15 protein-coding genes and 4 tRNA genes are annotated in these 12903 nt (G+C 41.4%); 18 read left to right on the top strand and 1 reads right to left on the bottom strand.

Annotated features, from left to right (window positions below; genetic code table 11):
- Window positions 1-2 precede the first annotated feature (2 nt).
- The 12 genes from KX723_RS05245 to fdxA all read left to right on the top strand — a co-directional run bounded on the left by KX723_RS05245 (window position 3) and on the right by fdxA (window position 6752).
- A complete protein-coding gene (locus KX723_RS05245) occupies window positions 3-899 on the top strand; it encodes a hypothetical protein (protein WP_218813378.1) in 897 nt (298 codons plus the stop codon).
- Between the two features lie 156 nt (window positions 900-1055).
- Window positions 1056-1289: a hypothetical protein gene (locus tag KX723_RS05240; RefSeq protein WP_218813377.1), complete on the top strand. Its 234-nt coding sequence runs from the start codon at window positions 1056-1058 to the stop codon at window positions 1287-1289.
- A gap of 133 nt (window positions 1290-1422) precedes the next feature.
- Window positions 1423-1884, top strand: coding sequence for a tRNA adenosine(34) deaminase TadA (gene tadA, locus KX723_RS05235; protein WP_281421118.1), 462 nt, complete (start codon window positions 1423-1425; stop codon window positions 1882-1884).
- 142 nt (window positions 1885-2026) lie between these two features.
- Window positions 2027-2116 (top strand) — tRNA-Ser (locus KX723_RS05230).
- A gap of 31 nt (window positions 2117-2147) precedes the next feature.
- Window positions 2148-2849, top strand: coding sequence for a UvrY/SirA/GacA family response regulator transcription factor (gene uvrY / locus KX723_RS05225; protein WP_218813376.1), 702 nt, complete (start codon window positions 2148-2150; stop codon window positions 2847-2849).
- Window positions 2850-3106: 257 nt separating this feature from the next.
- The gene (locus KX723_RS05220; RefSeq protein ID WP_218813375.1) at window positions 3107-3289 is read left to right on the top strand and encodes a hypothetical protein; all 183 of its coding nucleotides are present in this window, start codon (window positions 3107-3109) and stop codon (window positions 3287-3289) included.
- Between the two features lie 101 nt (window positions 3290-3390).
- Complete coding sequence (uvrC, locus tag KX723_RS05215) at window positions 3391-5226, top strand: excinuclease ABC subunit UvrC (RefSeq protein ID WP_218813374.1); 1836 nt, start codon at window positions 3391-3393, stop codon at window positions 5224-5226.
- A gap of 59 nt (window positions 5227-5285) precedes the next feature.
- Complete coding sequence (pgsA, locus tag KX723_RS05210) at window positions 5286-5834, top strand: CDP-diacylglycerol--glycerol-3-phosphate 3-phosphatidyltransferase (RefSeq protein ID WP_218813373.1); 549 nt, start codon at window positions 5286-5288, stop codon at window positions 5832-5834.
- A gap of 61 nt (window positions 5835-5895) precedes the next feature.
- Window positions 5896-5971 (top strand) — tRNA-Gly (locus KX723_RS05205).
- Between the two features lie 35 nt (window positions 5972-6006).
- Window positions 6007-6080: transfer RNA gene (locus tag KX723_RS05200), tRNA-Cys, on the top strand.
- 155 nt (window positions 6081-6235) lie between these two features.
- A tRNA-Leu gene (locus KX723_RS05195) sits at window positions 6236-6321 on the top strand.
- 107 nt (window positions 6322-6428) lie between these two features.
- On the top strand, window positions 6429-6752 hold the full coding sequence (gene fdxA, locus KX723_RS05190; protein ID WP_218813372.1) for a ferredoxin FdxA: 324 nt from the start codon (window positions 6429-6431) through the stop codon (window positions 6750-6752).
- A gap of 169 nt (window positions 6753-6921) precedes the next feature.
- On the opposite strand, the gene KX723_RS05185 is transcribed toward fdxA, so the two are convergent.
- A complete protein-coding gene (locus KX723_RS05185) occupies window positions 6922-7092 on the bottom strand; it encodes a hypothetical protein (protein WP_218813323.1) in 171 nt (56 codons plus the stop codon).
- Here KX723_RS05185 and KX723_RS05180 point away from each other — a divergent pair.
- The 6 genes from KX723_RS05180 to KX723_RS05155 all read left to right on the top strand — a co-directional run bounded on the left by KX723_RS05180 (window position 7076) and on the right by KX723_RS05155 (window position 12810).
- Window positions 7076-7957: a hypothetical protein gene (locus tag KX723_RS05180; RefSeq protein ID WP_218813371.1), complete on the top strand. Its 882-nt coding sequence runs from the start codon at window positions 7076-7078 to the stop codon at window positions 7955-7957. The two genes, KX723_RS05185 and KX723_RS05180, sit on opposite strands and share 17 nt — an antisense overlap.
- Before the next feature lie 51 nt (window positions 7958-8008).
- The gene (tsaB, locus tag KX723_RS05175) at window positions 8009-8698 is read left to right on the top strand and encodes a tRNA (adenosine(37)-N6)-threonylcarbamoyltransferase complex dimerization subunit type 1 TsaB (RefSeq protein ID WP_218813370.1); all 690 of its coding nucleotides are present in this window, start codon (window positions 8009-8011) and stop codon (window positions 8696-8698) included.
- 91 nt (window positions 8699-8789) lie between these two features.
- Window positions 8790-8978, top strand: coding sequence for a Trm112 family protein (locus KX723_RS05170; RefSeq protein WP_126323496.1), 189 nt, complete (start codon window positions 8790-8792; stop codon window positions 8976-8978).
- A gap of 10 nt (window positions 8979-8988) precedes the next feature.
- Window positions 8989-10008: a phenylalanine--tRNA ligase subunit alpha gene (gene pheS / locus KX723_RS05165; protein ID WP_218814964.1), complete on the top strand. Its 1020-nt coding sequence runs from the start codon at window positions 8989-8991 to the stop codon at window positions 10006-10008.
- Window position 10009: 1 nt separating this feature from the next.
- Window positions 10010-12394 carry a phenylalanine--tRNA ligase subunit beta gene (pheT, locus tag KX723_RS05160; RefSeq protein ID WP_218813369.1) on the top strand — a complete coding sequence of 795 codons (2385 nt, stop codon included), beginning with the start codon at window positions 10010-10012 and terminating at the stop codon, window positions 12392-12394.
- A gap of 116 nt (window positions 12395-12510) precedes the next feature.
- Window positions 12511-12810 (top strand): integration host factor subunit alpha, encoded by a 300-nt coding sequence (locus KX723_RS05155; RefSeq protein WP_218813368.1) that lies wholly within the window; start codon window positions 12511-12513, stop codon window positions 12808-12810.
- The last annotated feature ends 93 nt before the right edge of the window (window positions 12811-12903 follow it).

Genomic DNA, 12903 nt, shown 5'->3' with positions numbered 1-12903 from the left:
CTATGAGTGAGAAGAAAGAAGAATATCTATTTGATAAGTATTATGAACAGCAATTCAAATCTGTTTTACAGAATCAATCACTTGCAGTCAGCTTCTGGTCAGATAAAAGCGCTAAACCAATCTTCACAGACAGAGCAAAAACAACAAATACCACAAGCATAAAAAAAGGAATGCGAATAGTATTTTACAAATCCCTATTACCCAGACATTGTGACGGTAATTTAGTTGCGGAAGCCTTAAGCTTTCTAGAAGCATATCCCGAAGAAATTGAGCTGTTAAAAAACATAGCGGGCTATATAAGAAATGATTTATTTGAATATATAGGTTATTGGGGAGTATTAGTAGGAAGCATCGGATCTTGTTGTTTAGGTAGTGTTTTTTGTGCGGTTATTGTTATTTATCCATTCATTTTTCACCCTTATTTAGGTGTTTTCAGCTTTTGTATTATTTCGATTTCTACGACGATTTTTATTTTGAATGTATTTTATGATGACGCGTTAGGACTAAAGTTTGGCAGATGGATAGCAGAACTAGTAGAAGGCATTCACCTAAACCCCGTTAATTCAGAAGAACTTATCAAGAAAATTATGACATGTATTTATGGTGAGAAAATAGAAGAAGTTGTTGAACAGCGCAGCAATGAGGACAGCAAAAGCATTCATTTAGAAGACCTAAAAAGAAAACTGATGACACGTATTCAGAGTGATGTAGGAAAAACTATAGAAGAGGCTTTGGAAGAGCTCGTCAATGAGAGCAGTAAAACCATTCATTTAGAAGACTTAAAAAGAAAACTGATGACACGTATGCACCCTGATGAAGTGGAAAAAGCCATAGAAGCGATAGAAGAAGCGATTGAAGCGCTCAGCAATGAAGAAAGATACTCATATACAATAGGATAGTTAGCGTAATGAATAGCTTGCTGCGTATCAGAGATATATTTAGCGGTATCGTGGACCTTGTTCATTAGATAGCCACCCCTAACATTTAGCCCAAACTCAGACTATGATAGTATGACCTTGCTTTTTGCCACTTCTTAAACTGAAAGGAGAGAATGTATGTGCCGTCGATTTTTCCCAGCCATTATTATTATTATCGCTATTATCATGGCCTTTGCAGCCAGTGTTGCTAAACCGGATTCGGTTGATTATATCGTCATGACCTCGCGTTTTTTTGATATTATGTTGCCTGTTTTGGCGGTAGGTGCATTAATTAAGTACCTATGTTGCCATCGCGGCAAGAGTTGTAAATGCCCTTGTGAACATTGTAAACAATGTGGATGCAAAAGCTAAATAGGCTTGAGGATATCGTTTCGCGATCACACTATTATCTGGCCGCCATTCTTTGACCGTTGTCCTTTGGCTTGACCAAAGGATTGACCAAAGAATCGTCAGGGGTTGATCGCGGGATATCCAGTAAAATAAAGTGAATAACGATACGCATTATATGCAGCAGGCCTTGGCATGTGCTGAGGAGGCAAAAAAACAACAGGAAGTACCGGTAGGCGCTGTTTTAGTGGTCAACGATCACGTTATTGCCAGTGCTTATAATCAAACCATTAGCCAATGTGATCCGACTGCCCATGCAGAAATTCTCGCGCTACGTCAAGCCGCAAAATTAATAAAAAATCATCGCTTATTAGAGGCAACGCTTTACGTTACATTAGAACCATGTCCCATGTGTGTAGGCGCTATGATTCAAGCTAGAATTAAGCGTCTTGTTTTTGCGGCGCCTGACCAGCGACTGGGTGCTTTAGGTAGTCTATTTAATATTTTACAAATGAAAGGAATCAACCATCATTTTTCTGTCACAGAAGGTCCTTTAGCGCAGGAGTCAGCGCAATTATTAAAAGCTTTTTTTTTACAACGTAGGCAGAATAAAGAATAAACGCTACGCATTTTCATGTGCAGCGGACGTTGAGCTTCAGACTTTTGCTCGTTTTCCTATAGGCTACATCTTACTAAGCTTTATGTTAATATAGTACTTGCGATTAAATTTGCGGCTTAGTAAGTTTAATTTTGCTCTTTAAGGAGGGGTGGCTGAGTGGTTGAAAGCACCGGTCTTGAAAACCGGCAAGGGAGTAATCCCTTCCAGGGTTCGAATCCCTGCCCCTCCGCCAAAATGCAATAGACAAGAGGAGTAGTCATGCCATGATTAACGTTGTTATCGTTGATGATCATGCATTAATGCGTTTGGGCATGAAGCGCTTGTTAGAGGACGTTCGTGACATCAAAGTCATTGGTGAAGCGGAAAGTGGTGAGACAGCGATTGATTTAGTGAAGGTGACTAAACCCGACGTTGTTTTAATGGACCTAAAAATGCCAGGAATAAGCGGTTTAGATGCAACACGCCGGCTGATACGTATCAATCCAAAACTTAAAATTATTGTTGTAACGGTTTGTATTGAAGAACCTTACCCAGAGCAATTAGTTCGTGCAGGTGCCTTAGGTTATATTACAAAAGACGTCACAACCGAAGAATTAATTACCGCCATTCGAAAAGTAGTCTCAGGTAAACCTTATATCGCACCCGAAATTGCACAAAGCATGGCTTTGCGCCAAGTATCGAATGCGGCAAAGTCTCCTTTTGCACAACTCTCTGAGAGAGAACTGCAAGTGATGTACATGGTCACGCAGGGCATAAAAGTTCGATCTATTGCGAAACGGCTTTGTTTAAGTCCTAAAACCGTTAATACCTATCGTTACCGTTTGTTTGAAAAGTTAGGGGTCGATAACGACGTCAAACTGACACACTTAGCCAACCGATACAGCATAACGAACGGGGAAGGAGAGGGAGATGAAAGCCCTATAGGCGAGAGCGGGGATAAACCCTTGGGTGATGGAAAACACTAGCTAAAAAACACATGCATCGTCATGGCGAGCGAATGCAACACGAAGGCGTCTGCTATTTCGCATAACTTGCCGTTATAGACTATGCTAATCCTACCTAGTATTGAGAAATACCTAGGCGAGTGATCTTTTAGATAAGGAGGTTAGGTTTTATGCGTGTATTAAGACGGATCGCCTTGTTAGTGTTATTTGTTTTTTCAGTAAGCCCGGCATTTGCGGATGATACCTCATGCTGTGAGTAGCTGCGTAAAGAAGTTCAAGTGCTTAAAGATCAGCAAGATAAACTATTTAAGGATCTAAAGCAGGATGAAGTCACCGAAAAGAAAAGTTTTTCGACACTGGAAGGCTTAATGGATGTACTTGCTAATAAGTTTCCTGACTTGAAAGATTCACTCAAAAAAATTAAAGATGTGTATGATGCCTTAGGAAAATCGGCAAATTGACCGCCGTTTAAGGATGTCACCCCGCGGTCAGAGATTGATCGCGAGGGATCCCGTTAAATAAGTTAAGATTCAGCCACGGTGATAAGAATAGGTATTAACGTTTGACTTCTGTTAGTGGAGCTCATAGTGATCTAAAAAAGCGTCTTCCTTTTTTGAGTACTGGCGCCGGTGTTTATTTGCTGATAAATGATAAGCAAGAAGTGCTCTATGTAGGAAAAGCGCGCAATTTAAAAAAAAGAGTCAGTAGCTATTTTCGTGGGAAGAAAACGAGTCGTCTTATTTCCTTAATGCGTCAAGTGACAGCACTTGAAATAACCACAACTGAAACAGAAAATCAGGCCCTTTTACTCGAAAGCAATCTGATTAAACAACTTAAGCCGCGTTATAATATTTTATTGCGCGATGATAAAAGTTATCCTTATATTATTCTCAGTGCCGATCAAAGTTACCCACGTTTAGGTTTTTATCGTGGCGCTAGAGTAAAAAAATATCGTTATTTTGGTCCTTATCCGAGTACTATGGCGGTTAGAGAAACCTTAAATCTACTGCAAAAGTTATTTAGAATCCGATCCTGTAGAGATAGTTTTTTCCGTAATCGTTCGCGTCCTTGTTTGCAATATCAAATTAAACGTTGTACCGCGCCTTGTGTTGGGCTTATCACGCCGGAAGATTATAAAAAAGATGTGCAGCGTACAGTTTTGTTTTTAGAAGGAAAAAGTCAAACGGTTATTGAAGATCTTGTTGAGCAAATGGAAGTATTTTCCAGTCAATTTGATTACGAATCAGCGGCACGTTTGCGGGATCAAGTTGCGGCATTGCGAGAGATTCAGCAAAAACAAGTCATCAGTACCGGCTATGGTGATTTAGATATTTTTTCTTTAGTACATAGGGCAAGCATTTATGTGCTTTATGTGATGCAAGTTCGTCGCGGCCGCTTATTAGGCGGCAAAGCGTATTTCCCTAGGGTGCCCGCTAATCTTTCTGACGCTGAAGTATTATCGTCTTTTATTGCACAATTTTATTTACAGGCAGAAGGGCAGCATACTATTCCTGCAGAAATTGTAGTGCCAAAAAAAATACAAGATCAAGCCTGGTTAATTGAAACCTTAGTTGAACGCGCACAACATAAAGTCAAAATTTCAGATAAGTTAAGCGGTGAGCGGCGACGTTGGCTTGCCTTAGCGACAGAAAATGCCAAACATGTGTTGGGTAGCCAGGTACACGATAAACAAGTTTTTTATCAGCAACTTGAAAATCTTCAATCCGTTTTATCATTGGATAGTTTGCCACAGCGCTTAGAATGTTTTGATGTTAGTCATACTCAAGGCGAGGCAACGGTTGCATCGTGTGTCGTATTTGACCAGCAAGGTCCTCGAAAAATGGATTATCGTCGATTTAATATCGACGGGATTACGCCAGGCGATGATTATGCAGCACTTAACCAAGCGCTAAGACGACGTTATAAGAGCTTGAAACGGCAGGAAGAAAATTTACCGGATATCTTATTAATCGACGGTGGAAAAGGCCAACTAAACCAAGCGGCGCAGGTACTCGAAGAATTGCAAATTTCCGGTATCTTACTCCTAGGTGTTGCCAAAGGCCCTGGGCGAAAATCCGGCTTAGAAACCTTGTTCTTAGCAAAAGGAGACGCTTTAATTAAGCTGGCACCGGATTCGCCAGCCCTACACGCCATACTGCAAATTCGCGATGAAGCACATCGTTTTGCCATCACCGGCCATCGAGGTCGGCGTGCGAAGAAACGAAGCACGTCCCCTTTAGAAAATATCCCGGGTATGGGAGCGCTGCGTAGGCGAGAATTATTGCGCCAATTTGGGGGGTTACAAGCGCTACAATCAGCCAGTGCCGAAGATATTGCCAAGATACCCGGCATCAGTAAAACCTTAGCCGAACGTATTTATTTTGCTTTAAAAGACTGAGCTAACCCGTTAAACTCCCCTTTTGAATTATTTAAAGCCAAGCAGGGTAATTTTACGCTATGGGCATCCCCAACTTACTTACCTTTTTGCGTATTATATTAATACCCGTTTTTATTTTATTATTTTATCTTCCTTTTCGTGGTAGCCATGTATTAGCGGCAATGATTTTTACCTTTGCGGCAATGACAGATTGGTTGGATGGTTATCTCGCGCGTAGTCTGAATCAAGTGTCCAAACTAGGTACCTTTCTTGATCCGGTAGCCGATAAATTAATTGTAGTCACCGCATTAGTTTTATTAGTGGGTGATCATGCCTTACCGTATTTAGCAATTCCGGCGGTCGTGATTATAGGAAGAGAAATTATGGTTTCTGCATTACGTGAATGGATGGCAGAAATTGGTAAACGTGTCAGTATTAAAGTTTCAACACTAGGAAAAATTAAAACCGCCGTGCAAATGTCAGCAGTGATTTCATTGTTACTTTACAAACCAGGCGGATGGAAACCCTTTGCGACATGCGGTTATATACTACTTTATCTTGCTGCATTCTTTACTTTATGGAGCATGTGTATTTATTTAAAAGCCGCTTGGCGTGATTTATCTGCTTGACAGTATTCAGGATGCAGTTACAATATCAGCCGCCAGGTTCAACGCAATTGCGAAGAATATTGCGGGAATAGCTCAGTTGGTAGAGCGCAACCTTGCCAAGGTTGAGGTCGCGAGTTCGAGCCTCGTTTCCCGCTCCAATGAATGTTTTTTTAACCTAAATGCTAGTAGATTCGGCTAGGTGGCAGAGTGGTCATGCAGCGGCCTGCAAAGCCGTGGACGTCGGTTCGATTCCGGCCCTAGCCTCCAGGTATACTCATAGCAATGGGATTTTCGGCAAGGCGCCGCGAAAATGAAGCAACCGGAGTGTATACGGATACATGAGGATTGCGAATTGAGCGGGAACACAGCCGAAAATTAAAGTGCGAAAAGTATAGGTATCGTTTTTGTCTTAGCCAGTCATTGCCCGGGTGGCGAAATGGTAGACGCAAGGGACTTAAAATCCCTCGGTGGCAACACCGTGCCGGTTCGAGTCCGGCCCCGGGCACCAGCGCGTATATATACTCACAGCTGGTATATTCCAACAAGTCTATTACAGATATTAAAGCCTTAAAGACAGGTTATTAATATTCTCGTAACCGCCTCAAAGGAAAACCAATGACATTTCTTGTAACTGAAAAATGTATTCGTTGTAAATATACGGACTGTGTGGAAGTCTGCCCGGTAGACTGTTTTTACGAAGGGCCTAACATGTTAGTGATTCATCCTGAAGAATGTATTGACTGTGGTCTTTGTGAACCTGAATGCCCGGTTAATGCGATTTTTGCAGAAGATGACTTGCCCGAAAAATATAAAAATTTTTTACCGCTCAATGAGCAACTTTCCAAAAAATGGCCCAATATAACCCGACGTAAAGATGCGCCGGCGGATGCTGATGAATGGAAAGAGAAAGAAAATAAACTTCAGTATCTTGAAGAGTAAATAACGAAATACTACGATGCCTATAAAAAAAGAACTAGCGCGTATCGTTACTGAATTAAAGCATCGTCTCGATGCGGTTGAACAGCAAAAACTGACAAGTGAGTCGCTATGCTCCCGAAGAATTTCGGCCATCGTGCCCCCGAAATTCGTTCGCATGACGCGACTGAAATTAGGCCGCGATACGTCCTGCGTCCGGCACGCACTCACTCCTTCGGAGTTCATGCCCGTGCCTCCCACAAATGACTTTACGGCGTGATGCGTTTCCTGCTTCGCCCGTCAACGCACGCCTATCGCGGGCTCTTCGACTTCGCATTGCTTTCACAATGCTTTCCTGTCTCATCGTAAGCGCATATACGGATATTATCAACCTATTAGACACGCCGCTGTTTCCTCAGCCTTTAGCAGAAAGGATTACATTACTAAAATCAAACTTTTTTTATAGGCTTGCTGGCTTTGGTTTAAATCAAGGCTTGTTAAGGCTTATAGCGAATAAAGAGGATGATCCTGAGGTAATAGTGGAAGTTATTTCAGAATTGTCGCTAACGGAGTGCGAAAAACAAATTCTTGAACAACGTGCTCGGCGATTAGAATTGCTTTGTAGTTTGTATGATCATTTAGTCGCGTTCAATAAAACTTTTTCGTTAGGTGAGGAAGATTATGCTTATAAAAACCACATTGAAGATTTACATGAATTAAATCGCCTTTTTTCTTCAGAAAATGTGACGGTTGCAGACATGAGATGGTTTTTTAACTCGTCTTTATTTTCTTTTTTGTCAGAAGTTGCACCTTATTTTGATCATCACTTCGATTATGATGCAAGCTATATTTATAATGAATTATTAGAAAATGCTAAGGTTGAAACACGAAAAGTGCTTAATCAATATAAAGCAATTCTAATAGAAAAACATAATCAGCTTTGGCAAAATGAAATAAAATTTAAGCTAAAGGAATGGGTTGCTATCTTAAATTCTAAAGGGAACGAATTGAATGAAGTAAGAGTAAGGGTATCGCTTGTTGACTCGGATAACAGTAGGCTTTTTAAAAAGCGATTCCGCCAGCCTGACTCAGATGCTATGCGGAAAATGGCTATCACTAACAGTAATAATAAGAAGTATGGTAGGTTCAAGGTCATACCCGTGCAGGATCCTCATCCTATAGCATGCAATGCGCATAAGGCTGATGTTTTGTATAACCATTCTATGTAAAGCGGGCCAGTTTTCTTGGTTAGAAATAAAGTATTTTTTAAGTATAAAACCATGTCTCTGAAAATTTTGAGCATAGAATCTAGCACTGAAGCCTGTTCAGCGGCTTTACTTCACCAAGGTGTGATACACGAGCGTTATGAATTAGCGCCACGCCAGCATACCCATTTAATTTTACCCATGCTGGAATCCTTGTTAGCTGAAGTAAATTTAAAGCTGCCTGATTTGGATGCGATTGCTTTCTCTCGTGGCCCAGGCAGCTTTACCGGCAACCGTATTAGTGCAAGTATTGTTCAAGCTATCGCTTTTTCGGTGGGTATTCCGGTCGTTCCTATCTCTAGTCTGCAATGCTTGGCGCAAGGGGCTTATCGTGAATACCAAGCTAAACAAGTATTAGCCGCCATGGATGCACGTATGAATGAAATCTATTGGGCAAGCTATCGCTTGGATGATGAAGGCATTATGCTCGAATATGATCAGGAGCAACTTTCTGACCCTAAGCAATTTCCAGGGACTGCTTTATCGCCTTTTATCGGCGTAGGGAGTGGTTGGGATCATTATTCTGCGCTATTAGTGCCACAATTTAATGAAAATCAGTTGCAGCAATGTTATCCGGGGCGCTATCCTAGAGCCTATGATGTTGCGTTGCTGGCCGCACATGCTTATAAAAAAGGTCAGGTGGTCTCTGCAGAACAGGCGCTGCCTGTCTATTTAAGAGAAAAAGTCGCCTCGCCTAAACGCTAAACTATACTCACAGCAATTGGGTTTTTGGCAAGGCGTCGCGATAACACATCCAAAATTCAAGTGTGAAGAGTATATTTAAGAAGAGATTTAGATGGATAAATATTTACTGAGTATTTTAGTCTGCCCTTTGTGCAAAGGCAGTCTAGTTTATGATAAATTGGCACAAGAATTAATCTGTCGATTCGATCGTTTGGCTTATCCTATTCGTGATGAAATTCCTATCATGCTAGAGACAGAAGCCAGAAAAATATCTTTAGAAGAATACGATCGTTTAAGCTAGCGGTATGACTATGACACCTGATTTAAAAACTATCCTTGATCAAGCCGCGCAGACGATTGAAAACACGCATCGTCTGTCGGATTTAGAACAGTTGCGATCCAGTCTGCTCGGTAAAAAAAGTGTACTCAATGATTGTTTGAAAAATTTGGCTCAATTACCGGTTGAAGACAGGCGCGAGCAAGGACAAGCGGTTAACTTGGCTAAACAACAAGTAGAGACCTTGCTGAGGGCGCGCTCTGAATCATTAAAAGAAGCGGATATTGCGGCACGCTTAAAAAGCGAAACAATTGACGTCAGTTTAGCAGGGCGGGGTCAGTCTATTGGTAGCTTGCATCCGGTAACGCGAACGCGCGAACGCATCGAACAATTTTTTACTCAAGTTGGTTTTAGCGTCGCAGAAGGTCCAGAAATTGAAGATGATTACCATAATTTTGAAGCCTTAAATATTCCTGCTAATCATCCTGCACGTGCACTGCATGATACCTTTTATTTCCCTAATGGTTTGTTATTGCGTACACATACGTCACCGGTGCAAATACGTGCGATGAAGAACGCTAAAATTCCGCTTAAAATCATTGCACCCGGTCGTGTTTATCGTTGTGATTCTGATGTGACGCATACGCCGATGTTTCACCAACTCGAAGGCTTACTGATTGACGAATCAGCTAACTTTTCTGAATTAAAAGGTTTATTAAGCGAATTTTTGCGACAGTTTTTTGAGAATAATGATTTAAAAACACGTTTTCGGGCGACGTATTTTCCTTTTACTGAACCTTCGGCTGAAGTCGATATTCAATGTGTCTTATGTTTAGGAAAAGGGTGTCGCGTTTGCAGCCATACCGGTTGGTTAGAAATTTTAGGTTGTGGCATGGTGCACCCTAATGTATTAGAAAAAGCCGGTTTATCGGCTGATAAATATCAGGGTTACGCGTTTGGATTGGGAATCGATAGGTTGGCTATGTTACGTTACCGTATCCCCGATTTACGTTTAATGTTTGAAAATGATTTGCGATTTTTAGAGCAATTTTAATATGAAATTGAGTGAACAGTGGTTACGTGAGTGGGTGAATCCTGCGCTAGATGTTCATGCGCTGGCTGAACAATTAACGTTAGCGGGATTAGAAGTAGAATCCGTTGATCCGGTCGCGGGTCAATTTACTCAGGTGGTCGTAGGGCATATCAAAGCGGTTGAACCGCACCCTGATCCTAAAGTATCCCGTTTACAGGTTTGTCAGGTCGATGTAGGTGATTCTTTATTGTCTATTGTTTGTGGTGCACCCAATGCACGTGCTGGATTAAAAGTAGCCGTGGCGTGTGTGGGTGCAACTTTACCGAATGATATACGCATAAAAGAAGCAAAATTACGCGGTGCACTTTCTCAAGGCATGTTGTGTTCCAACGCCGAATTAGGCCTTGCTAAGGAATCAGAAGGCATTTTAGAGCTTCCTTTGGATGCACCGATTGGAAAAGATTTACGTGATTACCTGCAATTAGATGATTATGCTATTGATGTTCATCTAACCCCGAATCGTAGTGATTGTTTGAGTGTGAAGGGATTAGCACGAGACTTAGCAGCGTTAACAGATAGTTCGCTGATTACGCATGCCATACCGAAGCATGCGCAGGATATTTCCGATCAATTACCCATCACTATTAAATCGACTGACGATTGTCCGCGTTATTGTGTGCGGATTATTCGGGGAATTAATCCGGACGCACAAACACCGATTTGGATGATAGAGCGTTTACGTCGATCGGGTTTTAGAGCGATTCATCCGGTGGTTGATGTCACCAATTATGTATTACTCGAATTAGGACAACCGCTACATGCCTTTGATTTGTCACGTTTAGATTCAGAAATCATTGTTCGCCGTGCAAAAAAAGATGAAAAATTAGTTTTATTGGATGGTAAAGAAGTCTCATTAGATAAAGATACCTTAGTGGTTGCGGATAAAACACAGGCACAAGCGATTGCGGGTGTGATGGGTGGTCTTGATTCATCGGTATCTAAGCAAACAAGCGATATTCTTTTGGAAAGTGCTTTTTTTAATCCCACTGTGTTGGCCGGACGTGCGCGACATTATGGTTTAAGCAGCGAATCCGCTTACCGTTTTGAACGGGGCGTGGATCCTGATTTAGCACCACAAGCCATTGAACGTGCAACACAACTACTCATTGAAATTGTGGGTGGAAAAATAGGTCCTGTGGTTGAAAGTCAATGGGCGCTGGCTAAACAAACAGCTATTACGCTGCGCCAAGCACGGGTGAAAAAATTATTAGGTATCGTTTTAACGGAAGCGGATATTGAAGCTATTTTACAGCGTTTAGGTATGGTTTTTAGCAAACACAGCCGTGAAGAAAACAGTTGGCAAGTAACGCCGCCGCGTTGGCGTTTCGACATAGATAAAGAAGCGGATTTAATTGAAGAATTAGCACGCGTACACGGTTATCATAATATTCCTGAAACATCCCCTTGTGCAGCATTACATTTTATGGGGAATTCTGAAAGTAAATTACCCTTAAACCGAGTGCGCCGATTGTTAGTGGATCGTGATTATCACGAAGCGATCACCTATAGCTTTACATCACCACAACTACAACACAGTATTGATCCACAACAAACGCCTTTTACCTTAGTTAATCCTATTTCCAGCGAACTGTCCGTGATGCGCAGCAGCTTATGGCCTGGTTTATTAAATGCGGCGCGCTATAACCAAAAGCGTCAACAATCGCGCGTGCGCTTATTTGAGACAGGACTTTGTTTTCAAACGGTAAAGGAAGCATTATCACAAAATCCTATGCTAGCAGGGATTGCGGTGGGTGATAGTGCAGCAGAGCAGTGGGGATTAGCAAAAAAAAACTTAGACTTTTTTAGTGTGAAGTCCGACATTGAGGCTTTATTGCGTTTAACGGAACAGCTTTCGAATACACAATTTATTCCAACCTCGCATCCTGCCTTACATCCTGGTCAATCGGCGGAGTTAATACAAGGAGAAGAGGTTCTCGGTTATTTTGGTGCCTTGCACCCTAAATTATTAATGGAATTAGATTTGATAGGTCCGGTTTATTTATTTGAACTATCACTGAGCAAGATGATACAAAGCAAATTACCTTGTTTTGAGGCTTTTTCTAAGTTCCCGCTGGTGCGCAGAGATATTTCTTTCTGGGTAGAAGAAACATTTTCGGCTCAAGCTATTTTAGAACAGGTAAAAAAAGATGCTGGCGATTGGCTGAATGATTCTTATTTATTTGATGTGTATCACGATAAGGAAAAAGAAAAGGCTAAGCGTAGTCTTGCGTTGGCTTTGTTATGGCAACATCCTTCTAGAACTTTAGTCGATACGGAAGTTGATGATTTACTCAAGAAAGTCATTCAAGGTTTAGAACAGCATTTTACTATTCAATTAAGAGAATAGTATACTGTTTGGCTGCGTTCTCGCTAGCCTCGCAATCCTCATGTATGTTGTAGGAACGAAGGGGGCTTCGTTTTCACGGCATCTTGCCGAAAACCCAACTGCTGTGAGTATAAATAATGAATAAAGTCTTAACCAAAGCAGACTTAATTTCTTGCTTAAGGCAACAAGACCCTAATTTAAGTGGTGCTTTAGCCACGCAATTAACGGATGCGTTTTTTGAAGAAATTATTGATGCGCTTGAAAAAGGCGAGGATGTAAAGCTTTCAGGATTAGGCAGCTTCCGTCTTAGAAATAAAAAAGCACGTCCAGGGCGGAATCCAAAGACAGGCGTTAATACCATTATTTCATCACGCAATGTGGTACTCTTTCAAGCAAGTCAGAAATTAAAAGCAACGCTAAAAACTAAATCCTCTTAACTCCCTTGCGCTCACGTTTTTTTGTACATTTAACATCTAGTACTATTAGATAATGTACAGATACTTCCTTTTAAATGATCTTATTGGGTCAAG

This window comes from Rickettsiella endosymbiont of Dermanyssus gallinae (assembly GCF_019285595.1).
Taxonomy (GTDB): domain Bacteria; phylum Pseudomonadota; class Gammaproteobacteria; order Diplorickettsiales; family Diplorickettsiaceae; genus Rickettsiella_B.
The sequence above is the reverse complement of the archived record's forward strand: the minus strand, read 5'-3'. Positions and strand labels throughout refer to the sequence as shown.